Raw genomic sequence first — 22,696 nt, 5'->3', positions numbered from 1 at the left:
GCCGTGAACCCCGCCTGCCAGCAGATTAGCGAATGTTTTCATACGCCATCAACAAATTCCGACCGCGCTTAATCATATTTGATGTAAGCGAAGCGCTGATCGGTCGGCGGAGTGCCTTCCAGCGCGCCGCCTTCCTTGGCCGGCTGCCACTGGACAACATCCTCGATCTTTTTGGCCAGCTCGAAGTCTTTGTCGGTGATGCCCTTCGCTGCATGGTTCATCAGGCGCACCTCGACCCAGGCATAGGACGCCGTGATGTCGGGATGGTGCCACGCCGCCTCGGCGAGATGGCCGACCGTGTTGATCACCATCAGTGTCGATTTCCAGCTGTGGGTCTTGTATTTGCGCCGGATCCAGCCGTTCTCGTAGCGCCACTTCGGCAGCTCCTTCTCGAGCCGGTCGGCGATCTCGGCTTCCGAATAGACCTTTTCCTTAGCTGTCTCGCTCATCTCGACCTCCGCGAATGGCCCGGTCCGTTTTCGCGCCGGGGCCAAAGAAGATAAAACGAATGCACTCTCTCCGGCTTGCCCCTTCTACGAAAACAGCTATCATGGCGACGGGCACCTAAACTTCCATGATGCGTCTATGATGCACCCATCGGGGGGTAGATGTCGAATTCTGTCACCATACGAGTGCCCTCCCGCCTGCACCTTGGCTTCCTCGATCTCAATGGTGATACCGGACGTCGCTTTGGCAGCGTCGGGCTACCTCTGAGCGAACCCGAAACCGTCGTCACCCTGTCTCGATCCAGCGAGACCATCGTCGAAGGCCCCGAGAGCCGTCGCGCCGGCGAACATTTGTCGACGCTCTGCAGCCATCTCGGCGTTCGCGGTCAGCACCGGCTGGTGGTCGAGCAGTCGATCCCGAGCCATGCCGGCCTCGGCTCCGGCACGCAGATCGCCCTTGCCGTCGCCTCGGCGCTGCGCACGCTCCACCAACTGCCTCTCGATATCGGCGGCGACGCGACCCTGCTCGATCGGGGCGGCCGATCCGGCATCGGCATCGCCAGTTTCGAAAGCGGTGGTGTCATTGTCGACGCCGGCAAGGACGACAGCGGCAGGCCGCCGCCGGTCGTGGCGCGATTGCCGTTTCCGGAAGAGTGGCGCGTCATCCTGATCCTCGACCATGGCGGGCATGGACTGCATGGCGATGCCGAGATCGCGGCGTTTCGCTCGCTGCCACCCTTCCCGGCATCCGGCAGCGGCGAGATCTGCCGGCGGGTGCTGATGGGCATGATGCCGGCTCTGGTCGAGCACGACCTTCCAGCCTTCGGCGCCGCCGTCGCCGCGATCCAGATGCTGATCGGCACCCATTTCGCCCCGGCGCAAGGCGGCGTTTTCACCTCCAAGCGGGTCGAGAGGGTGGCCCATGCTCTCAATGAAGCAGGCGCCGTCGGCATCGGGCAGAGCTCATGGGGGCCAACAGGGTTTGCCTTCGCCCCATCGCAAGACGCCGCAGTCAGGTTCGTCAGCGCGGTTCAGCAGACAGTTGAGCACGGCATCGAGATCAGGATCGTCAAGGGCAGGAATTCCGGCGCGAAGATCAGTTCGACCAAACTTGATCTCGTCGGCAGCTGACGGCTCGGCAACACGATCAGGTTCAAGAAGAAAGGCGAGAAATGGCCCGCAAACATATCCTGCACATGCTGACGCCGTTGAAACACATGAGCCCTTTCGACGTGAACATGGCGCTCGATGCAGGCTTCGACGCCGTCGTCCCCTATGTCGACGTAAGCCTCGGCGAGGTGACAGGCCTCGTGCAGGACGCGATCTTTTCGCGCCCGCCCGATGCAGGGGTCGATACCGGCATCTTCATCGCCGGCAAGGATGCCTCGCTGGCGCTCGACATGTTCGACGCAGCGCGAAAGGCGATGGTGCCGCCTTTCCAGGTTTCGGTATTCGCCGATCCGGCCGGCTCGTTCACCACGGCCGCGGCGATGGTGGCCAAGGTCGAAAAAGCGCTGGAGAAGAAATTCGAGCGTGGGTTGAGAGACATGAGGATCGCTGTTTTCGGCGCCACCGGCGTCGTCGGCTTCTGCACAGCCGTCATCGCGGCCAAGGAAGGCGCCCGGGTCACGCTTGTCGGTCATGACGGCATCGAAAGGGTCGAGCAGATCGCGGCTGAGATCAAAAGCCGATTCAAGATCGACGTCGATGCGGCTGACGGATCGAGCGACGCCCGGAAGACGAAGCTGGTCGAGGCGAGCGAGGTGATCCTGGCTTGCGCCAAGGCCGGCGTTCAGGTGGTCTCGAAAGCCCAGTTGAAAGGCGACGGCCTGCTCATTGCCGCCGACGTCAATGCGGTTCCGCCGGCCGGCATCGAAGGCGTGGCCGTCAACGCCAATAGCGATCCGCTCGAAGCGGCAAAAGCTGTCGGCATTGGTCCGCTTGCCATCGGCAACGTGAAATACAAGGTCGAATTCGGCCTCTTCAAAAGAATGATCGAATCCGAAAAAACCATCACGCTCGATTTCCAGGAAGCATTTTCCCTTGCACGCGAGATTGCCAAGTAACGCCGGATCCCTCCTGATCGCGGCGATTTCAGGCCGGGCGCTGGCTGCCGCTGCGCGCCGCGCCGGCTATCGTCCGCTGGTCGCCGATTTCTTTTGCGACACCGACACGGTCGCGCTCGCCGAACGCGCGACGATGCTGCCGGGCGACCTGCAGGGCAGCATCAACGGCGAGCGCATCGTCGAGACGCTTCGGCAACTGGCTGGAGACGACCGGCCGGTCGCCATCGTCCTGGGCTCGGGCTTCGAGCGGATGACGGAGACAGTAGACGAGGTCGCGCGCCATTTTCCGCTCGCCGGCAATAGTGGCGCCGCGATCCGCAGGATCAAGGACCCGCAACTGCTGGCCGCCGATTGCGCCGAAATCGGCATCCCGCATCCGGAATTCCGATGGAGCCGGCCGCCCGATCCGGAGAACTGGGTGGTCAAGACCGCGGGCGGCGCCGGCGGCGCGCATATCAGACGGGCCGCCGGAGAAACCCCGATATTACAGTGTCAGGTCCCTGGCGGCCGCTATTTCCAGCGTTTCGTTGCCGGCCGCAGCATCTCGGCTCTGTTCGTCGGCGACGGCCAAAGCGCCGATATCGTCGGCTTCAGCCAACAATGGGCGTCCCCCGCCCCGGCAGCGCCCTACCGCTATGGCGGCGCCGTGCGGTTGAGACGCTTCGATCGCAAGCAGGCGGCGATGATCCGCGGCTGGCTTTCAGGCCTGACGCGCCGCGCCGGCCTGGTTGGATTGTGCAGCGCCGATCTCATTCGCGGACCGGATGGCTACAAGCTCATCGAGATCAACCCGAGGCCAGGCGCCACGCTCGACATTTTCGACGATGCCGACGCGCCGCTGATCGAAGCGCATCTGCGCGCTGCGGCAGGCAGGGCCTACCACCTGCCGCGCTTCGTCGATTCGATGGCATCGATGGTGACCTACGCCGCGGCGCCGATCGCCCAGTTTCCATCGATTGCCTGGCCTGAATGGACTGCGGACCATCAGTCGCCCGGCACCCGTCTGATTGCTGGCGATCCTGTCTGCACCATCTTCGCGCGCGGTCCGAGCGCCAATTTGACCAGGCGGCTCATCAAGGGACAAGCCAGCAGATTGCAACACCAATGGGAAGGAGACCGGACATGAAAGACGGTTCGGCATTCCTGAACGACAATGCGCAGCGCATCATCGACGGCATGATCGGCAACGCCGAACGCCTGCGTATCGCCGTTTCCAGGGGGCCATTGGGCGAGTGCCTGATCGATGCCGGCGCCAAGGCCACCGGCGGCGTCGAGGCCGGGCTGCGCATGGCGGAAGCCGCGATGGGCGGGCTCGGCAGCATTTCGGTCTGCATGGACCGCGCGTCGGAGAAATGGCCGTTGACCATCGAAGTGCGGTCCTCGCAGCCAGTGCTTGCCTGCCTGGGCAGCCAGTATGCGGGCTGGAACCTGTCGAGCCAGGGCTATTTCGCCATGGGATCGGGACCGGCGCGGGCGCTCGCCCGCGTCGAGCCGCTGTTCGAAGCGCTTTCCTATCGCGACACCGCGTCATCCGCCGTGCTTATCCTGGAGACGGCCGAACCGCCGCCCCAAGCGATCGTCGAGAAGGTCGGCAAGGCGACCGGATTGCCAACCGAAAAGCTCACCTTCCTCTATGCGCCGACACAAAGCCTTGCGGGCAGCGTGCAGATCGTTGCGCGCGCGCTCGAAGTCGCCTTGCACAAGAGCAACGATCTCAAGTTTCCGCTGGAGAATATCATCGACGGCATCGGCACTGCGCCTATCCCCGCCCCCCATCCGGATTTCCTGACCGCCATGGGCAGAACCAACGACGCCATCATCTATGGCGGCAGCGTTCAGCTCTTCGTAAAAGGCTCGGCGAAAGACGCCAGGGAGCTCGCGGAGCGACTGCCGAGCCGCGCCTCTCGGGACCACGGCCACCCGTTCGCCGAGGTTTTCAAGCGGTTCAAGGGTGATTTCTATGCCATCGATCCGCTGCTGTTCAGCCCGGCCGAAGTGATCGTCACGGCGATCGAGACTGGCGACACGTTTCGCGCCGGCGAGCGTGATCTGCGGATGCTCGAACGGAGCCTCGGCTAGACCATGGCGGTGCAATGGATTCGTCTGTCATCCGCCTGCCGGGCCGCTCGCTCGCGCTTTCGGTATACCGGTATCCGAGGCCTAACATGATCCCCCGCATCCTGATCGTCAGCGATAATTCGGACGCTCGCGCCAAAGGCCTGGCGGCAAGGCTGGACCGGCGGGGCGCCGTTGTCGCAACCGTGCCGCTGGCGGCGATCGCGTTTGACACCGGCAGCCCGAGCGGACTGTCGATCCCCGGCCTCGACGGCGCGCTGCCCGATGCCGTGCTGGTCCGTTCGATCGCCGCCGGATCGTTCGAAGCGGTCACCCGGCGCCTCGGTGTGCTGCACGCATTCGCCAAGCTTTCCATTCCGGTGTGGAACTCCGCGCAGGCGATAGAACGCTGCGTCGACAAGTCGATGACGACCTTCCTCCTGAAGAATGCCGGCCTGCCGACGCCGCCGACATTCGCGGTCGAGGGACGTGCCATGGCCGAAGCGATCGCCGAACGCGAACTGCCGTTCACGCCGCTGGTGCTGAAGCCGCTTTTCGGCGCGCAGGGCCGCGGCATCAGGCTGATCGAAACATTGTCCGATCTCCCCGCCGACGAGGAGGTGAACAGCGTCTACTATCTCCAGCATTACGTGCCGCGTCCCGGGCCTCCTTTCCGCGATTTTCGCGTTTTCGTCTGCGCCGGCGAAGTCCTGGCGATGATGAGCCGGCGTGGCGACGACTGGATCACCAACATCAATCGCGGGGCGGTGCCCGAGCAAGTCTCGGGGCACGGCGAAACCGAACTGGCGGCGCTGGCAAGAGCCGCCGCCGCCGCTATGTCAGCGGATTTCGCCGGCGTCGATATCGTGCCGGCGGCCGACGGCAAGCTGTTCGTGCTGGAGGTCAACAGCATGCCCGCCTGGTCCGGGCTTCAATCGGTCGTCGCGGTGAACATCGCCGACGCGATTGCCGACGCCCTGCTGAAATTCCTGGCCGATCGCCGAGCTGATCGCCCAGAGGGGGCGGCGGCGGCGCGCCCCTACCGCCTCACCGCGCCGGCGAATTCGTGACGAGCCGGGCGCTTTCCCGAGAACGCCTCCGGGCTGCCTACAAAGACGCCTGCCGGATGGAGATCGAGGCGCTGAAACCGGGCAACGTCCACCTGTTCGCCGACGGGCACGGCATGTCCGCCGCCCAGTTCATGATGAGCGCGGAGGTTTCGTCCGGGCCGCTGACCGATCCGCGCCTGCCGGTCGGACAGCGCATCCTGGAAGCGGTCCGCGCGACACGTCTGGCGGTCGCGACCAACACCAATCTCGGCATCATCCTTCTGGCGGCGCCTCTGCTATGCGCCGCCGAAATGACGGGCGCTCCACTGCACGACAATCGGCTGCACGACAATCTCGACGCGGTGCTGCGCGCAATGAGCATGGACGATACCAGGGCAGTGTTCGAGGCGATCGTCACGGCCGCGCCAGGCGGCCTAGGAGAGGCCGCGAACGATGTGCGGCAAGCGCCTAAGGTTCATCTGCTCGAAGCCATGCGGGAGGCGGCCGACCGCGACATGATCGCTCGCCAGTATGTTACCTGTTTCGGCGACGTGTTCGGCGTCGGGCTTGCGGCTCTGGAAGCGGCGTTGGCACGCGGAGAAGGCGGCATGTGGCCGACGGTATTCGCCTATATGGCGTTTCTCGCCGGCTTCCCCGACAGTCATGTGATGCGCAACCATGGCGCTGAAGCCGCAAATCAGGCGCGGCAAGAAGCCCTTGCCGTTCAGGCGGCGCTCCATGCCAACGACGACGAAGCGTCACGCATTCGTCGGCTCATGGAACTCGACCGCCGGCTGAAGGCGGACAAGGTCAACCCCGGCACCTCGGCCGACCTGACCGTGGCTACTCTTTTAGTCCACCTCCTCGGCGTTCAGCTTGCATAATCGCAACGTTGGTGGTTGACTTTCAGGAGCGGAAGCTGGGCTTCCGCGGCTATCCAGCCAACCGGTCCGGATGTCCGGGCGCTGCCAACAAGGATAGCTGTCCATCGAGCGCTCGCTCGGTTTGCGGCGTCTTTGGACACCATAACTGTGTCTTGGAGGAAAATTGGCATGGCAAAGATCTCGAAAGTAATGGTCGGTGAATCGCTGGTAGGAGACGGCAACGAAGTGGCGCATGTCGACCTGCTCATCGGCCCGCGGGGGAGCGCGGTCGAAACGGCATTTTGCAACGCGCTTACCAACAACAAGGACGGCTTTACCTCCCTTTTGGCGGTGATCGCGCCCAATCTTCAGTGCAAGCCCAACACCGTGATGTTCAATAAGGTCACGATCAAGGGCGCCAAGCAGGCCGTGCAGATGTTCGGCCCGGCCCAGCATGCGGTCGCAAAGGCGGTGCAGGATAGCGTCGCCGAGGGGATCATTCCTGCCAGTGAGGCGGACGATCTGTTCATCTGCGTCGGCGTTTTCATCCACTGGGACGCGGCGGACGACGCCAAGATCCAGAAGTACAATTACGAAGCGACAAAGGAAGCCATCCAACGCGCCGTCGCGGGAACACCGACGGCCGCCGAAGCCACGGATAAGCGGGACCAGGTGAAGCACCCGTTCGCGGCTTAGACAAGAGACAGCCCCGCACAGATAAAACCCTCCGCGGAGCCGGAGGGCCTGTTGCGCCGCCTGAAAAAGCTACTGGGCCTTTAGAGACTGTTTTCGAAATTCGCTCTGGCGAGTCATATGGTGGTGGTTTCGAGAACCGGAGCGCAGCGGACATTTGGGTCCGTGAGCACCGGAGCGCAGAAAACGCCATCAGATGGCCGCCGGAGCAGAGTTTCCAAACGGTCTCGTAGAGCATCGGACCCAAAGCCTGCCCTCCGGCCTGACCCGAGGGGGGACCAGTTTTTGGGAAATCCGATGCTCCAGCAAAGAGATAGAGCGGCGACACGATCGACTTGAGAGTTCGCCGCTCTTAATCTGAGGCACAGTTTCCGAGGCCGAGTTCGAGGTTACGCGAATGTCAGGTGCCAAGCGTTGCGAGGTGGCCCGGCGTGAGCGTGCCGTCGTGCAGCGAGGTCGCGACCAGCGCAGCAGTGATACCGAGTGACGAAAGGGCGCGAATGTCAGCCTCATTGCGCACCCCGCCGGCCGCGATCACGGAGCGGCTTCCAGCCTTTGCCTTGATCGCCTCGAGCCGCGTGAAATCGGGACCGGAGGCGGAGCCGACCTTGGCCAATGTCATGACGATCACCTTTCGCGGCCAAAGCTCGGGCTCATCGAGAAATGATGCCGGACCGCGAAACCCGTCGTCGAAGAAATCCAGCGACAGGATAAGGTCGGGATGATCGCGAAAACGCCGGAACAGCGCCTCGTCTTGCTGCGATTCGGAACCCAGGACCGGATAAAGCCAGGGCTCGGCAAGAGCTGCCGCAAGGGTTTTCTCGTCGGCGATGCCGGCATCGACCCAAAGCTCCGGTGGCTCCGCCATCGCCTTCAGCCGGGCAAGCGCGCCATTGTTTGGCGTTCCGCCTTCGATGGCATCCAGATCGGCGATATAGAAGGTCGGAAAAGGGTAAAGCCCGCGCAAGCCTTCGGCGACCGCGACGACATCGGCACTTTGGCTGAGCGGCGTAACGATCGGCCTGTAGCGATCGCGTTTTCCTTGTTGGGCGCGGACCACTTCGCCGCCTTTCAGGTCGAGAACCGGAATGATACGCAACGCTTTTCTCGCTGACCAACTGCCCTGTCCAACTGTCCCTGTGATGAAAGCTTGAAGTGTGGAAAAAAGAAAGAGCATCGTTGCCGGCTTCGATATTGGCGGCGCGCATCTGAAGGTGACGCGCGCGCAAGACGGCCGCATCGTCGAGGCCGTAACGATCGCCACGCCGCTTTGGCTAGGGCTCGACAATCTGACCTTGGCATTCGAGGAAACGGCTCCGATTTATGCGGGCGCCGATCTCAACGCATTCACAATGACCGGCGAACTGGCGGACATCTTTCCGTCCCGCGATGCCGGCGTCGCGGCTCTGCTGGATGAAATTTCAAGCCGGTTCCCAGGCGAAAAACTGATCTATGCCGGGCCGTTTGGCTTTGTCGGGGTCGAGCAGGCAGCGCGGCTGAGCCCCGATGTGGCCTCCGCCAACTGGCACGCGACAGCGTCGTTGGTGGCGAAACTCGCTGGCGATGCCCTGTTCGTCGATATGGGCTCCACCACCACCGACATTATCGCCATCAAGAAAGGCGCCGTCGCCAATGACGGCTACACCGATGCCGGACGGCTGCTGACCGGCGAACTGGTTTATACCGGCTTCACCAGGACGTTCCTGTTCGGTGTGGCTTCGTCGGCCCCCGTCCGTGGCAGGCTGACACCACTGATGAACGAGTATTTCGCCTCGATCGCCGACGCGCACCGGATCCTGGAAGTGCTCGACGAGAAGGACGACAGGCACTCTACCGCTGACGGCAAGGAAAAGACGATCGACGGTTCGATCGCGCGGCTGGCGCGCATGATCGGTCGCGACGCCGCCGACCTGACACCGCCGGAATGGCGTGAAGTCGCGCGCTGGTTCAGCGAGCAGCAGTTGCGCAAGATCCACGATGCGGCATCCCTGGTTGCTGGGCCGCTTGCCCCGGATGTGCCGATCGTCGGCGCCGGAACCGGCCGCTGGCAGATCAGGCGGCTGGCCGAACGCATGGAACGCCGCTTCGTCGATTTTGCCGAGATCATCCCCGCAGATGACGCCGTTCGCGGCGAAGCGAGCAGCGTGGCGCCCGCGTCAGCGGTGGCGCTGTTGGCGGGATCTCAACTGTAGGTGCTGTGGCCATCCGATCGATCGGGGGATACTGCCCCGGCTTGAAAGATCTCAACCCGTACCAGTGCATCCAAAATCGGACCGCGCAGGGTCGCAACAGGGTGGAAACCCGACGTTCGGCACCCGCTCGGCGCATGTCCGGTTCATGGTCGCGCCACAACCGGCCATTCCCGCAAGCTCTGTGTGCGTCACGCTCGGCTGGCTCGGACGCTCAGCCATCGATCATTGGGCTTTCCGATGCACCGACGTACCTCGCTGACGATCCAGCCGGCGTCTGTGAGTGCGGACCGCAGGGTGGACTCGCGCCAGTACGTCTCGACGTAGCGCCGAGGCGCTGCAGTGCCGCCGTGTGTGGACACCTCCTCGCCATCGCCCTCTCTAACCGAGGCGTGCAGTCGGCCACCGGTACGGGTCGCCTCGGCAAGCCGTCCAAGTACCGTGCCGAAATCCTCGCGCGCGACGTGAATCAGGCAGGCACAGGCCCAGATCCCGTCGTACGGCGTGCCGGGACGCTGCGGGTCGGCCAAGTCTTCTGTCAGCGGGTCCAACAGGTCGGCCTCGAAGCCACTCTCGCGAAGCAGTTCGACGAAACCCTTCGAAATGTCGGTGCGCCGGACGCTAATCCCCCGCTTCTCAAGCTCAAGTGCATCTCGCCCGCCACCGCTTCCGATCTCCAGCACCCGGCCCGAGCCACCCAGTTCGGTCGCGAACGCATCGATCTCTGTCGCGACCCATTCGGGCATCGCCGCAGCCTCGGCAGCGTACTCCGCCGCGACCATATCATAGGACCGCACTGTATCCCGGTCGGTGTTCATCCTAGCGCTCCTCCTTCAAGACAAGAGGCCCGATGAGCGAGAGGCCCATCAGCCCGTTGCGCTCTTACACTTCGGCAGTTAGTGACGTCGCGGGCGATATGCTTCCAGATTTAGCAGAAATGCGATCAGAGATACTCCCGAACGATTGCCCGTGCTGCCGGGCAGCAATGCGCCCCATTCCCGCCATTTGCCCATTTGTGGCGGCTTCCTGAAAGCGGATGTTCAAACTAGTTCACGGCTACGTCTAAATCCCTCCGTCCTCGCGGCAGAACGCGACAGTTGGGGACACGGCGCATGTCGATCCCCTACACGACCCTTTTCGGTCGAATTCTAGGGGAGCTGCGCGTCCATGAGGTTCAGGCGGTCGAAGAAGACGCGGTTGCGACGCTTGGCATCGGCAAGAAGCCGGCCGTAGTCGATGACCTCGAAATAGATCCCGAAGGTCCGGTGATATCCGTAATAGGAGCGCTGGTCCGGCGTAGGCATCGCGTCCGACATCTTCAGCTCGGCGTGCATGCTCGGCGTGATGTCGCAGACGACGTAAGCGAAAGCTGGTATCTTGTCCCCCGCAACCGACAACGGCCGGCCGTTGTCATCCTTGAACTGGCCACCGCGAATGAGCTGTATCTGTTCGAACACTTGTCTGAGCGGATTGTCGTCGCCGGTGTAGTCGTCCCGCTGCGGTCGTTTGAACTCGATGACGGTGATGCTATTGAGAGGCATCCCGTCGTCGGGCTTTTCGGAGAATGCAATCTTCCGGTCGAAGATGAAAAGGTCCGGCCGCTTCCGTGATTCCGAAGTGAAATCGGTGTGGGAGTTGAGGGGCCGGTCGGAAGCGATGAACGAATGGAAGTTGAGGCGTTCGTCGATGATCCAAAGGTTCTGTTGCGAATAGAGGATATCCTGGTCCGTGGCCCTCATCGGGAACAGGATATTGTGGACCGCCTCCTCGAGCGGATACTTGGCCGTCCGCTTGTCGTTGGAGAGCGCCTTCTCCAACAGGTCGATGATGATCTTGCGGTGGGATACGTACTGGGCGAGGGCCGAGACGCCGAGTTCGTTCGAACGCTCCATGAATTCCGACAGGCGCTGACGGTACCCTTCGTAGTCCTCCTGCCTGGCTGCCTCGGTCAGTATGCGGGATCCTTCCCTTTTTAGGCTGACCTCGCGTTGATGGAGTTCCCGGTGGAGCGCTAACTCCATGTCCATTTTGGAGGCGTTCGGCGAGATTGAGCCGATGAACTGATCCAGGTAGCGAAGAAGGGGTTTGTACTGTGGAGCTTCCGTTCGGACGTAATCCCGGACCCGCTTGGCTTTTGCGGTGTTAAGGCTGTCGATCAGCTCGGCGAGGTCTCGTTGCACAAACGCAAGGCATTCCGTCCGGATGTCGGACCGTCGCAGGTCTTCTACTTGAAGCAGATCGTCTTGTCCGTCCTCCAGTTCCTCGCGCATGTCGAAGTCGGTGCGGAAATTGTTGACCCTATCGTTGAGGTAGTCCCCTTGGACCACCGCGAGGTAGACGAAACTGCCACCCTTCTCGTCTTGCAGCCGCCCAATGAAGTTGGGGATGAACTGGTCGAGCCTTTCGGTGATCACCGCGCGCGAGTTTGCCGCGTAGATCAGGCGATGTTTCGATGCGCGGGGCGAGTGGAGGCGAAACCCGTCGATGCGGAAACTTCGCCCGGCTAACTCGAAGTTCCCGCTGTGCCCGCCGCGCTGGAAGTTCTCGTCGAACACTTTGTTGAGGGACAGCTTGATGCCGCCGTCATGGATCTCGACCTCGGGGCATTCCGGTTGCATCAGGACGAGGATGAAATGCTCGGCCAGTCGCTGCGCCAGTATCTCAATGTCGGCCGGGCATTCCTCGCAATAGGGCGAAAGGAAGCCCGCGAGTCTGACCGTGGTTCCTGACGCACCGCTATCGATCTGCGCCGCGCTGGCCGCATCGGGGTCGTAGTCAAAGCCGAACTCGAAATCCCGCAGCCAGTGACTTGGCTCGTCATCGCCGTCCTGGGCTTGGAAAGTCGTTCTCACATGGACCGTCTCGAAGGCCTTGAGCCACATGAACCGGCCGAGGCCTTTCCCGCCGCGCTCGTACTTATGTTCCGAATACGCAGTGTTGAACGAGTCGAAGTTCTCGTCGGTGAAGCCGATGCCGGTATCGCGGATCTCGAAGCCGACGATAGGGGCGTTGTCCTCGCCGAGCAGATTTTCGGCGCGCTCCACGACGATCGTGACACGATGCCGCCTGTCGGACTTCGCGTCCTGAATTGCTTGGAAAGAGTTCATCACCGCCTCGAACAGCGGAAGTAGCGCCTTCCATTTCGGAAGCTGTGTCTGCCGGATCTGCCCCCTGAGGTTGGTTCGAAGCATTCCTGGCTGCAGGGCGATAATCTGGTTCATTGGGTCCGACCTATCTGCAACTTGATCCGCTACCGCTCCGCCTCCTGCTCGTAAGGCGCAACGCAATGCTATCATCACCTCAAAACAGTTCTAGCTAGGAAGACGTTGTCTTTGGGCAGAAAACGCGGATTTGCACGTTTGCGTTGGTATATTAGCAAATAGAAGCCGTCAGTCCGCTACCGGCTCCACTCCGGTCATCGTGCATACCGGGCTCAATGCCCGCAAAAGGTCGAACACCGCCGTTTGAGATCAGCGCCACCGTGTAGCATGCTAAAACGCGTCAGCCCGGACGCTTACCCTGGTTCAGCATATCCGGCTCAGCCCCGCGCATCCTCGCCGCTGGCATCCTCGCCCGACAGGTGATCGCCGACACGCTGCATCAGCCAGTCCCAGGCTTCCTTTTCGCCCTCGCCCGCGGTCTTTTCGATGGCGATCGAAAGATAGGCTATCTCCGCCTCGATCTTGTCGCGCGGCAGCATGCCGAGCCGGCTGACCAGGATGGCCAGTTCCAGCACCGCCGCCTTGGCGCGGTTGAGGCCGGTGAACGGCGCATGCGTTTCCTCCTGCACCACGCGGCAGAAATGGCGAGGTCGCATGCCATCGTCATCGACACTCTCGACTTCGAGGACAGAATGCGCGAGCGCCGCCTTGAGCCGCGGCACCGGAAACCCGTCGACCGCAACGGTTGGCCAATGCTTGCGGCCGGTCAGGCAGCCGGCAAAGATGCGCACGTCGTCGGTGTAATTGGCGATGGCGAACGGCACTTCGGCGAGATTGTCGAGCGTGACCGACGGCCGGAACGGCGCGATGACCCAGCCGTCCTTCTCGGCGATGATGCCGATCGGCGCGATATGGACGCCGCCGGCCTTGTTGACGGTGGTGATGATCGATTCTCTGATATAGGGCATGGTTTAGCGCTCTTTCTTCGCGCGAAGCGTGTGGCCCGCTTCCGCAAGACGGGTGCGGTCGGTTTCGGGAGCCGGCGCGGCAACGCCCCATGCGAGGGGCTCGTCCTGCACATAGCGCTTGCCGAGGCGCCACGCGATCTCGGCCTTCATCAGTTCCGCGCCGAGATAGAACGCGTGCGCGCCATCCGCCTCAACGCCAAGCCCGGCAAAGAGTTCGAACGCATCCGTGGCAACCGCATGCCCCTTGCCGTTGAAGACATGGATGCCGTCCTCGGCAGTCATGATGCGGAAGTTGGTGTCGCGCACCTCGGCTGCCAATGTATCGATATCCCCGGTCGAGGCCGTGAACGGCTTGCGGTCGTGAACCTGCAGCAGCCCAGGATGGTAACTCCGCGGCAGCGCGCCGTCGTTCTTCGCCGCAAACAGAATGCGGCGGGCAATATCGTGCTCCTCGATCGTTCGCAGCGTGTGCGGGCTGACATGAACGGCAAGCACGTTCCGGATCTGAAGTTCCGAGCAGAGCCCGGCCAGAACGGCGGTGACGCCGGAACTGTCGGCATCGGTCAATTCGGTGAGATTGCCGGTGCCCATCAGCAGCTCGACCTCGGGCCAGCGGCGGCGCGCCTCGATGAAGCGCCCGAGTGAGGCGGCAAAGCCGAAATGGATCGGGTCGAGCACGGGATCGGCGATGAAGGCGATGCCGGCCTTTTGCGCCGCTGCGATGGCCCGGCCGAGCGAATCCAAATCGCCCGGCGTCGACGGGATCAGCACCGGTACAGCCTTGTCGTCGAAGGCCAATGGCAGCGTGTTCTCGTCGAGGCTGAGAAGATAGTCCGCGCCGGCGCGTGCGCCGATCGACAGTTCGTCCGTGCTGGCGGAATCGACACTGACCAGAAATCCCTGTGCCTTCAGCTCGAGCACGGCCGCTTCCAACAGTGGAAACCGTGTTTCCGGCAGGCAGCCGAGATCGATCACGTCGGCGCCGGCCGCAGCCAGCATCCGTGCCCTCGCCACCAGCGCCTCGACCGACAGCATCGGCGCATCGACGATTTCGGCGAAGATGCGCATGTCGTGACGCGAAAGGTCGGGCGGGACGCCCGCCCGGCCGAGAAAGGCCGGCAGATCGGCGATCTCGTCGGGGCCGCGTACAAAGGGAACGCCGAAATGGCTCGACAGATGCTCGATGTCCCCGCGATAGCGGCCGGGCAGGATGACGCGGTCGGTGCCGCCGGTCAGGGTGAGCCGCCGCTTGATGATGTCTTCGCTCATCAGCGCCGCGACCTTGACGCCGATGTCGATGATCTCCCACGCAAATTCGGTTTCGCCCAGTCCGGCCAGCAGCCTTTCCAGCCGGACCTTGGCCAAATGACCGGTAAGAAAGGCCAGCCGCTCAGCCATGGCTTGCGAGTTCGGCGTGGCGCCGTCTGACCGAGGCTTCGAGTTCGGCAAGCGACTCGACCACCTGGGTCCGCTCGAAGCTCTTCAGCTGGTTGGTGTTCTCCAGGTCGATGCTGCGCGGATAGACCTTGACCAGACCATGCGGCGCCATGGTTTCGAGTTCCGGCGCGGTATCGCAAGCAAAGACGATGGCCGGCACCCGGCATTTTCCCGCTTGGGCAAAGACATTGGTGGCGAGCGTGTCGGAAATGCCGTGCACGCATTTGGCGACCGTGTTGGAACTGGCCGGCGCCACCACGACCGTATGATAGACACCGTGATAGAATTCGCCGACCGGGATCGCGCTCGCTGTCTTGTCGTGCAGCACGCGCGTCGTCTCCGGGAAATCGAGCTTGAGCTTGTACATGCGCAGCACTTCGTTGGCGGCTTTCGACACGAAGACATCACAATGCTCGAGTTGGTGAATGAGTGCGAAGCTCTCCGTAAAAAAATGACCGGAACCGGTCAGAACCCATGCCCAGCGCGGCGTATGCAGCTTCGCCATCGCCTACCCTGCTTTTCTTGCCGGCCGGGTCGGAGCCGCGATCGCGATGCCGGGCAGATTGCCCGACGCGAGCAGCGCCCCGGCCTCGGCGGCATCTTTCGGGCCGGCGAGATGGAAATCGACACCGTTGGGCAGCATGGCGGCGAAGCCGGCGTCGACGATGCCTCTGGCCGTCAGGCCGTCGATAGTGTCGCTGCCGAAGAAAGCGCCGGTTTGCTTGATCAGGAGCAGCGCCTTCGCGCCGAGCTTGCCGGCAAGCCAGGCGGCAAGGGAATCGGAAGTCATGTCCCAGGAAGCCGGAATGTCCGGCGCCGGCAGAGCCAATGACGACGGTAGCCACACCGGGACTTTCCCCTCATCCAATGCTCGCACCATTTCGTCCAGCGACCGCGCCGGCACCAGCCTTTCATGCCGGTCGAGGATGACCTGGCCGAACTGCTCCATGGCGAGGATCGCCATGGCGTGGGCAGCGGCGTCGGAAAAATCCATGTAAATCTGGCTCTCTCGCACCTGGTCGGCAAACTGCCCGCCGCCGGGCACGATCACGATCGGCAGCTTGGAGCCTGCCAGCGCCGCGATCCAGTTCTCCATTTCCGCCGCACGGGCCGTGCTGCCGCCGAGCTTGACAATGGTTGGCCTGATGACCTCAGGCCTTTGCTGTCGCGGCTGGGAAACAGCGCTTTGGTCTTTTCGGCCGGTAGGGCCGGAGGCAACGCCGCGGCCTGCCGCTTGGCGCTTGCGCTCGATCTCGACGCCGACGCCGCCTGGGCCGAGTTCGAGTTTTTCCACCCTTACCGTGACGCGCACCACACGCGGGTTCTCCAGAATATACGTCGCTACCTGCTCGGCCAGCGCCTCGCTAAGCTGGATATGGCCCCGCGCGACGATGGTGCGAATGCCGTCCATGATGATGTCGTAGGAGAATACATGGCGCATGTCTTCGGGATGATCGGTGACCTGCAGCACGTCGGCGGTCACGTCGAAACGCACCTTTTGTGTATGGCCGTGCTCGAAGCTGTAGGCGCCGATCTGGACCGGCAGGACAAAGTCCCGCACGAAGATCTTGTCCGTGCCCAGTGTCGGGTCGGTGCCGGGCGAATAGCCCCTCGCCGCCAGCAGGCGGTAGTCGACGCTCGACGGGCCGCCGGCCCGGGATTCTTGCGGGACCAATTCGCGAATCTGCGAAACCGCCTCGGCGCTGATCGAACCCGCGCGGCCGGCGTCGCCGCACAGCGCCCCGCGAAAACCGAGAAAATCGGGCGCGAAGGGCAACAGGCGCGGAATGTCGGGGGCTTCCAGCGATCCGCTCAGTCCAACCATCAGACCAAGCGATTTCGCTCGATCGACGAACCCCGGGATACGCTCGGGCGGCAGATGATCGAGCAGCCGGCCGTTTGCCTTGTTCGCGGTATCGACCATCGCGCCATGGAAGCGATGTTTGGCAAATATCGGCAAAAGCTCGAAGTCCGGCGCCAGATCGGCGAACAGCACGGCGATCAGCTTCGTTCGCGCGGCGAGCGGCGCGAGCACCTCTGCACAAGCGACGGCATTTGCCGACGGAAAGAAGCCTATCTTGACGTAATCGACGCCGGTCGCAGCGATCTCTTCGGCCTTGGCGCGGATCGTTTCGGGTTCCATCGGCAGATCGCCGCAGACCGCGCTGACCGGCGCCCGGCCGGCGATGAATGAGGTGGCCTGGCCAATGATTTCGGTGGGTACCGCCCCAAGGGCTCCAGCTTTCGGATCCTTCAGGTCTATGATGTCGACGCGGCCTGAGAGCGCGATCTCCGCCTCGTCGACGCCGGTGACGCTGCCCAGCATTTTGGTCATTGGACTTTCTCCGGCACGAGGGACAGGACGCTTTCGGGCCCGAATACCGAAATCCGCCCAGTTGCCGTTCCGGCGACAAGGCATGACACTAAAGCAGACGCGATAAGTCCACTTTCGGGGTTTGATAAATTTTGCCGGTCAGCTAAGCTCATCATGGGCACCTTGACTTCGCGCCGGTCCGACAACAATCGGACTTTAGCGCAAGAACGGGTAATTTTTATCGATGACGAGCGCGGTGCCGGGCACTCTCGCGGCCTTTTTGTGCTTTTTTTCCCTGACCGTCAACGTTCCGGGCGCGCTGGCCCAGGAAGCGACGGGCGAGCAACCGACCGCAACGGCCAAGCCGGAAAAAAAGCTAACCGAAATCAAGATAGGCTATTTGCGTGCGTATGCGCCGCAGCTGGCCTTGTCGGTGCTCGACGTCCCGCCGCGCGATGAAGGTGTTGCCGGCGGCAATGTGGCGATTGCCGACAACAACACGACCGGCAGCTTCCTCGGCCAGAAATTCAGCCTCGACGTGACCGAGGTAAAGCCGGACGCGGACGTCGTTCCGGCCTTCCAGGACATGATCGCCAAAGGCGACCGCTACGTGGTCGCGGACCTCTCGGCCAGGCAATTGCTGTCGATCGCCGATCTTGCCCGCGACAACGGCGTGTTGATCTTCAATGCCGGCGCCACCGACGACAGTCTTCGCGAGGAAGAATGCCGCGCCAACATCTTCCACACCATCCCGACGCGCAGCATGCTGGCCGACGGGCTGGCGCAATATCTCATCTGGAAGCAATGGCGGCGCTGGGTGCTGATCTACGGCTCGCACGAGCGCGACCAGCTTTTTGCCGAGGCGCTACGTCGGGCGGCGACGCGCTTCGGCGGCGAGATCGTCGGCGAAAAGGAATTCAAGGACACCGGCACGGCACGGCGGACCGATTCCGGCGTCGTCCAGATCCAGCGGCAGATGCCTGTCTTCACCCAGGACCTGCCGGAGCACGATGTGTTGCTGGTCGCCGACGAAAGCGAGGTGTTCGGCACCTACGTGCCGTTCCGCACCTGGATTCCGCGGCCGGTCGCCGGCACCGCCGGCCTCACCCCGTCGGCCTGGCATCCGGCCAGCGAGCAATGGGGCGGCACCCAGATCCAGAACCGCTTCGCCAAGGCAAACGGCCGCCGCATGGTGTCGAAGGATATGGCGGCATGGACCGCGGTGCGCATCCTCGGCGAGGCGGCGACCCGCACCCAGGGCGCCGATCCGCGGAAGATGGCCGACTTCATCCGCTCCGACGATTTTTCGATCGCCGCCTTCAAAGGGCAGAAACTGACCCTCCGCAAGTGGAACCAGCAATTGCGGCAGCCGATCTTCCTCGGCGATGGCCGATCGGTCGTCTCGACATCGCCGCAGGAAGGTTTTTTGCACCAGGTGTCGGAGCTCGACACGCTCGGGGTCGATGAGCCGGAAACAAAATGCGTGCTTAAGTAGAGCCAATTGGGAGGGAATTTCAGTGCACAGAGGAGCTTATGCGCTCGCCATTCTGGCGACCGGCTTCATGACCGATCCGGCGTCGGCCTACATGGCCTATGTTTCCAACGAGAAAGACAACACGATGAGCGTCGTCGACACCGCGACGATGCAGGTGGTGAAGACCGTCAATGTCGGGCAGCGTCCGCGCGGCATCACCATCTCGCATGACGGCAAGCACGTCTATCTCTGCGCCAGCGACGATGATTCCATCGAGGTGATCGACACGGCAACCCTGGAGATCGTCGATACCTTGCCTTCCGGGCCCGACCCGGAGCTCTTCGTGCTCTCGCCTGACGGCAAGACGCTCTACGTCGCCAATGAGGACGACAATCTCGTCACCGTTATCGACATAGAGGGCAAGAAGGTGCTGGCCGAGATCCCGGTCGGCGTCGAACCGGAGGGCATGGGCATCAGCCCGGACGGAAAGACCATGGTCAACACGTCGGAAACGACGAACATGGCGCATTTCATCGATACGTCGTCCCACGAGATCACCGACAACGTGCTGGTGGACGCGCGTCCGCGCTTCGTCGAGTTCACGCCCGACGGCAAGCAGGCCTGGGTGAGTGCCGAGATCGGTGGCACGGTTTCGGTGATCGACAATCAAACGCGCGAAGTCGTCCAGAAGATCACTTTCGAGATTGCCGGCCTGAGGGCCGAATCCATCCAGCCGGTAGGTGTGCGCATCACCGCCGACGGCAAGAAAGCCTATGTGGCGCTCGGACCGGCCAACCGCGTCGCGGTGGTCAATACCGAGACATACGAGGTCGAGAAATACGTGCTGGTCGGCCAACGCGTCTGGCAGCTCGCCTTCACCCCGGACCAGAAGACCATCATCTCGACCAACGGTGTGTCGAACGACATCACCTTCATCGACGTGGCGACCGACGAGCCGGTTCAGTCGGTGACCGTCGGCGCGCTGCCGTGGGGCGTCGTCGTCTCGCCCAATTGAATCAACCCCAAATTTGAATCAACAGACAGAAAAACAGCAGAAGGGCAGGAAATCATGCGGAAATTTCGGGTAGTCGCTTTCGCGGCGCTGGTGGGCATGGCACTCACGCAGGGCCAGGCCTGGGCGCAGGACAACGACGGCGATGACGATGACGCGGCCGCCAGTGCGGCCACCAAGACGGATGCCAGTCCCGAAGCCGAGAAGGCAACCCGGGCCAGCAAGGACGTGCCGGAACTTATCCTCGGCACCAAGGAAGATCAGTTCACCGCCAACCAGAAGGACTTCCAGCTGATCGCCGGCCAGGGCTATCGCTGGAAGATCACCGCAGCGGGCGGGCTGGAGTACAAATTCCATACCGACCTGTTCCGCAATGTGTGGAACAACCAGATCGTCATCAACGACCTCGAGGTGCACATGAACGGCGCACCCGCATGGCTCGAATTCGACGCTGACGGCACCATCCAGGTCCAGTTTACCACCGTGCGGCCCGGCATCTACACATGGTCGGTGCCCGACCTTGCCGACAGGGGCATGAAAGGCACGATCACGATCAAGTAGGGTCACCGGAAAGCAGGACTGCGCGGGTCCGGCGCGCCAGACTGTCGGTGTGCCAGACTCCCGGTGTGCTAGACTATTGTCGACGACAGGGAGCGAGCCGGCGTGCAGCATGTGAGGACAAGCGGACCAGGAGATGAGGCGGCGGCGCTCGATGTCGCCGGCGTCAGCCATTCCTATGGCCCGAAGCGGGCGCTCAACGACGTCTCATTCTCGATCGCGCCGGCGACTTTCACCGTTCTTCTCGGCCTCAACGGCGCCGGCAAGACAACGCTGTTCTCGCTGATCAGCCATCTTTACGACACGCGCCGCGGATCGATCCGCATCTTCGGCCACGACGTCAGCCGTGCTTCGGGCGAAGCGCTCCGGCGTGTCGGCATCGTGTTCCAGGCCCGCACGCTCGACCTCGATCTCAGCGTGCACCAGAACCTCTCCTACCACGCCGCGCTGCATGGCATCGGAGGACGCGAGGCCCGGCAGCGCATTGCCGCGCTGCTCGATATTGTCGATATGCCGGGCCGTCAGCATGACAAGGCACGCAGTCTTTCCGGCGGCCAGATGCGGCGCATAGAGATCGCCAGGGCGCTGCTCCACCGCCCTGCCCTGCTGCTGCTCGACGAGGCGACCGTCGGTCTCGACATCCAGTCGCGCGCCGGCATTCTCGCCACCATCCGCAAGCTCGTCGAAACCGAAGGCATTGGCGTGCTGTGGGCGACGCACCTGATCGACGAGGTTGAAGACGGCGACCATGTCGTCGTCTTGCGGCAGGGCGACCTGGTCGCCAAGGGCAAGGTGGCCGATGTCGTCAGGACGAGCGGCGCCACGTCGATCCGCGACGCCTTTTCGAGGCTCAGCCGCATCGAGGCAGCCGGCGCCGCGGAGATATCGCCATGAGCGCTCCCGCAATGCCCGAAAAAGTCGCAGGCGTCATGCCGGTGAGGTTCGAGAAATTCGGCCTCGGCCACTATCTCATTTGCCTCAAAGGCGTCGTCCTGCGGGAGTGCCTGCGCTTCCTGCACCAGCGCGAGCGCTTCATATCCTCGCTGGTTCGGCCGCTCATCTGGCTGTTCATCTTTGCCGCCGGATTCCGGCAGGTGCTCGGCGTATCGATCATCCCGCCCTACAAGACCTACGTGCTGTACGAGGTCTACATCACGCCGGGCTTGTGCGGCATGATCCTGCTGTTCTCGGGCATGCAGTCTTCGCTGTCGATGGTCTATGACCGCGAGATGGGCAACATGCGCACCTTGCTGGTCAGCCCCTTCCCGCGCTGGTTCCTGCTGGTCTCGAAGATGCTCGCCGGCGTCGCCGTATCGATCGCGCAGGTCTACGCGTTTCTGATCGTTGCCTGGTTCTGGGGCGTCAAAGGCCCGCCGCTCGGTTATCTCATGGTGCTGCCGGCGCTGTTCCTGTCGGGCATGATGCTTTGCGCGCTCGGCATGCTTTTGTCCTCGATGATCAAGCAGCTCGAAAACTTCGCCGGCATCATGAACTTCGTCATCTTTCCCGGCTATTTCGCCTCTCCGGCGCTCTACCCCTTGTGGCGTATCCAGGAGGCGAGCCCCCTGCTTTATAAAATCTGCCTCGCCAATCCGTTCACCTATGCGGTCGAACTGATCCGCTTCGCCTTCTATGGCCAGATTGACTGGCTGTCGCTGGGCGTCGTTGCCGGCTGCACACTGCTGTTCCTTGCCGCCGCCATCATCGCCTACGACCCTTCGCGCGGCCTGATAAGCCGGAAACAGGACACGGGAGGAAATGCCTGATGGAACGAATGAGCCTTGCTCGCAGCCTGGCTGTGGCTGCCATGCTCATGCCGAGCATGAACGCCAGGGCGGCGGCGAACAACGATCCGGACTGGCCCTGCATACAGCGCAAGGTGCCGCAGCTCTCGCTCGGCCAAATCTGGAACGGGCCGGAGCTTCCCCCAGCGGCGAAGGACCTGTCGAAGGACCCTGCCGTCTCCGCCCTGGTCGAGGAGGTGGCAGCCCGGCGAATGCCGATTGCCGAAGCCCAAAAGAAGATCAGGGATTTCGCCGCATCGTTGCCGGCCGAGCAGCTTGCGCCGAAAATGGCGATGCTGGTGCAAGGCATGTTCGATCATATGGACACTGAGCGTTCGCACGTGATCTCAGGCATTTCCCGCTACGCCCACAAGCAGCTCGAAATGGCCGCCGCGTTGCGCAAGGAAGCGTCCGACGTCGATGCGCTGCGGGAAAAACCCGATGCAGATCCCGACGAGGTCGAACGGCGAACCGAACAGCTGAAATTCGCAACGCGAATTTTCAACGAACGCGTCCAATCGCTGACTTACGTCTGTGACGTGCCGACGATAATCGAGCAGCGGCTATATCAACTGTCCAAGGCCGTCTCGGAAACGCTCGCCGCGAAGAAGAATTAGAACCTCATTC

General features: G+C 62.7%; 22 protein-coding genes. 14 read left to right on the top strand and 8 right to left on the bottom strand.

Annotation, left to right across the window (positions count from 1 at the left end; all coding sequences use genetic code 11):
- Positions 1-68 precede the first annotated feature (68 nt).
- Positions 69-449, bottom strand: coding sequence for a 4a-hydroxytetrahydrobiopterin dehydratase (locus tag CIT25_RS31745; RefSeq protein ID WP_095489038.1), 381 nt, complete (start codon positions 447-449; stop codon positions 69-71).
- A 159-nt stretch (positions 450-608) separates the two neighbouring features.
- On the opposite strand from CIT25_RS31745, the gene CIT25_RS31740 reads away from it, so the two are divergent.
- The 7 genes from CIT25_RS31740 to fae all read left to right on the top strand — a co-directional run bounded on the left by CIT25_RS31740 (position 609) and on the right by fae (position 7,175).
- Positions 609-1,577, top strand: coding sequence for a beta-ribofuranosylaminobenzene 5'-phosphate synthase family protein (locus CIT25_RS31740; RefSeq protein ID WP_095489037.1), 969 nt, complete (start codon positions 609-611; stop codon positions 1,575-1,577).
- 41 nt (positions 1,578-1,618) lie between these two features.
- The gene (locus tag CIT25_RS31735; protein WP_095489036.1) at positions 1,619-2,512 is read left to right on the top strand and encodes an NAD(P)-dependent methylenetetrahydromethanopterin dehydrogenase; all 894 of its coding nucleotides are present in this window, start codon (positions 1,619-1,621) and stop codon (positions 2,510-2,512) included.
- Positions 2,490-3,638 carry an ATP-grasp domain-containing protein gene (locus CIT25_RS31730; RefSeq protein WP_245330083.1) on the top strand — a complete coding sequence of 383 codons (1,149 nt, stop codon included), beginning with the start codon at positions 2,490-2,492 and terminating at the stop codon, positions 3,636-3,638. Before CIT25_RS31735 ends, CIT25_RS31730 begins: the two co-directional genes overlap by 23 nt.
- A complete protein-coding gene (gene mch, locus CIT25_RS31725; RefSeq protein ID WP_095489035.1) occupies positions 3,635-4,591 on the top strand; it encodes a methenyltetrahydromethanopterin cyclohydrolase in 957 nt (318 codons plus the stop codon). The genes CIT25_RS31730 and mch overlap by 4 nt, the downstream gene beginning before the upstream one ends.
- 86 nt (positions 4,592-4,677) lie before the next feature.
- The gene (locus CIT25_RS31720) at positions 4,678-5,637 is read left to right on the top strand and encodes an ATP-grasp domain-containing protein (RefSeq protein WP_095489034.1); all 960 of its coding nucleotides are present in this window, start codon (positions 4,678-4,680) and stop codon (positions 5,635-5,637) included.
- Positions 5,634-6,500 (top strand): triphosphoribosyl-dephospho-CoA synthase, encoded by an 867-nt coding sequence (locus CIT25_RS31715; RefSeq protein ID WP_245330081.1) that lies wholly within the window; start codon positions 5,634-5,636, stop codon positions 6,498-6,500. Before CIT25_RS31720 ends, CIT25_RS31715 begins: the two co-directional genes overlap by 4 nt.
- Before the next feature lie 168 nt (positions 6,501-6,668).
- Positions 6,669-7,175, top strand: a complete 507-nt coding sequence (gene fae, locus CIT25_RS31710) for a formaldehyde-activating enzyme (RefSeq protein WP_095489033.1) — start codon at positions 6,669-6,671, stop codon at positions 7,173-7,175.
- Positions 7,176-7,572: 397 nt separating this feature from the next.
- Here fae and CIT25_RS31705 read toward each other — a convergent pair whose 3' ends face one another.
- Positions 7,573-8,271: a HisA/HisF-related TIM barrel protein gene (locus CIT25_RS31705; RefSeq protein WP_245330080.1), complete on the bottom strand. Its 699-nt coding sequence runs from the start codon at positions 8,269-8,271 to the stop codon at positions 7,573-7,575.
- 58 nt (positions 8,272-8,329) lie between these two features.
- On the opposite strand from CIT25_RS31705, the gene CIT25_RS31700 reads away from it, so the two are divergent.
- Positions 8,330-9,364, top strand: a complete 1,035-nt coding sequence (locus CIT25_RS31700) for a hydantoinase/oxoprolinase family protein (RefSeq protein ID WP_095489032.1) — start codon at positions 8,330-8,332, stop codon at positions 9,362-9,364.
- Between the two features lie 188 nt (positions 9,365-9,552).
- On the opposite strand, the gene CIT25_RS31695 is transcribed toward CIT25_RS31700, so the two are convergent.
- The 6 genes from CIT25_RS31695 to CIT25_RS37875 form a co-directional block, all read right to left on the bottom strand.
- Positions 9,553-10,179 (bottom strand): class I SAM-dependent methyltransferase, encoded by a 627-nt coding sequence (locus CIT25_RS31695; RefSeq protein ID WP_095489031.1) that lies wholly within the window; start codon positions 10,177-10,179, stop codon positions 9,553-9,555.
- 330 nt (positions 10,180-10,509) lie between these two features.
- Complete coding sequence (locus CIT25_RS31690; RefSeq protein WP_158302702.1) at positions 10,510-12,660, bottom strand: ATP-binding protein; 2,151 nt, start codon at positions 12,658-12,660, stop codon at positions 10,510-10,512.
- 239 nt (positions 12,661-12,899) lie between these two features.
- Positions 12,900-13,490: a DUF447 domain-containing protein gene (locus tag CIT25_RS31685; RefSeq protein ID WP_095489029.1), complete on the bottom strand. Its 591-nt coding sequence runs from the start codon at positions 13,488-13,490 to the stop codon at positions 12,900-12,902.
- A 3-nt stretch (positions 13,491-13,493) separates the two neighbouring features.
- Positions 13,494-14,888 carry a DUF6513 domain-containing protein gene (locus tag CIT25_RS31680; RefSeq protein WP_095489028.1) on the bottom strand — a complete coding sequence of 465 codons (1,395 nt, stop codon included), beginning with the start codon at positions 14,886-14,888 and terminating at the stop codon, positions 13,494-13,496.
- Positions 14,881-15,432 carry a flavoprotein gene (locus tag CIT25_RS31675; protein WP_095489027.1) on the bottom strand — a complete coding sequence of 184 codons (552 nt, stop codon included), beginning with the start codon at positions 15,430-15,432 and terminating at the stop codon, positions 14,881-14,883. The genes CIT25_RS31680 and CIT25_RS31675 overlap by 8 nt, the downstream gene beginning before the upstream one ends.
- Before the next feature lie 3 nt (positions 15,433-15,435).
- The gene (locus CIT25_RS37875; RefSeq protein ID WP_095489026.1) at positions 15,436-17,262 is read right to left on the bottom strand and encodes a (5-formylfuran-3-yl)methyl phosphate synthase; all 1,827 of its coding nucleotides are present in this window, start codon (positions 17,260-17,262) and stop codon (positions 15,436-15,438) included.
- A gap of 223 nt (positions 17,263-17,485) precedes the next feature.
- Between CIT25_RS37875 and CIT25_RS31665 the strand changes: the two genes are divergently transcribed.
- The 6 genes from CIT25_RS31665 to CIT25_RS31640 all read left to right on the top strand — a co-directional run bounded on the left by CIT25_RS31665 (position 17,486) and on the right by CIT25_RS31640 (position 22,686).
- Positions 17,486-18,736: an ABC transporter substrate-binding protein gene (locus CIT25_RS31665; protein ID WP_095489025.1), complete on the top strand. Its 1,251-nt coding sequence runs from the start codon at positions 17,486-17,488 to the stop codon at positions 18,734-18,736.
- Positions 18,705-19,730 carry a YVTN family beta-propeller repeat protein gene (locus tag CIT25_RS31660; protein ID WP_167391105.1) on the top strand — a complete coding sequence of 342 codons (1,026 nt, stop codon included), beginning with the start codon at positions 18,705-18,707 and terminating at the stop codon, positions 19,728-19,730. Before CIT25_RS31665 ends, CIT25_RS31660 begins: the two co-directional genes overlap by 32 nt.
- Before the next feature lie 54 nt (positions 19,731-19,784).
- Complete coding sequence (locus CIT25_RS31655; RefSeq protein ID WP_095489023.1) at positions 19,785-20,288, top strand: cupredoxin domain-containing protein; 504 nt, start codon at positions 19,785-19,787, stop codon at positions 20,286-20,288.
- A 102-nt stretch (positions 20,289-20,390) separates the two neighbouring features.
- Complete coding sequence (locus CIT25_RS31650) at positions 20,391-21,179, top strand: ATP-binding cassette domain-containing protein (RefSeq protein ID WP_095489022.1); 789 nt, start codon at positions 20,391-20,393, stop codon at positions 21,177-21,179.
- Positions 21,176-22,051 carry an ABC transporter permease gene (locus CIT25_RS31645; protein ID WP_095489021.1) on the top strand — a complete coding sequence of 292 codons (876 nt, stop codon included), beginning with the start codon at positions 21,176-21,178 and terminating at the stop codon, positions 22,049-22,051. Before CIT25_RS31650 ends, CIT25_RS31645 begins: the two co-directional genes overlap by 4 nt.
- Positions 22,051-22,686, top strand: a complete 636-nt coding sequence (locus tag CIT25_RS31640) for a hypothetical protein (protein ID WP_095489020.1) — start codon at positions 22,051-22,053, stop codon at positions 22,684-22,686. Before CIT25_RS31645 ends, CIT25_RS31640 begins: the two co-directional genes overlap by 1 nt.
- Positions 22,687-22,696 lie beyond the last annotated feature (10 nt).

The sequence above is a fragment of the Mesorhizobium mediterraneum genome (genome assembly GCF_002284565.1).
Taxonomy (GTDB): Bacteria; Pseudomonadota; Alphaproteobacteria; order Rhizobiales; family Rhizobiaceae; genus Mesorhizobium; species Mesorhizobium mediterraneum.
Note: the sequence above shows the minus strand (reverse complement) of the source record. Positions and strands in the feature narration are given on the sequence as shown.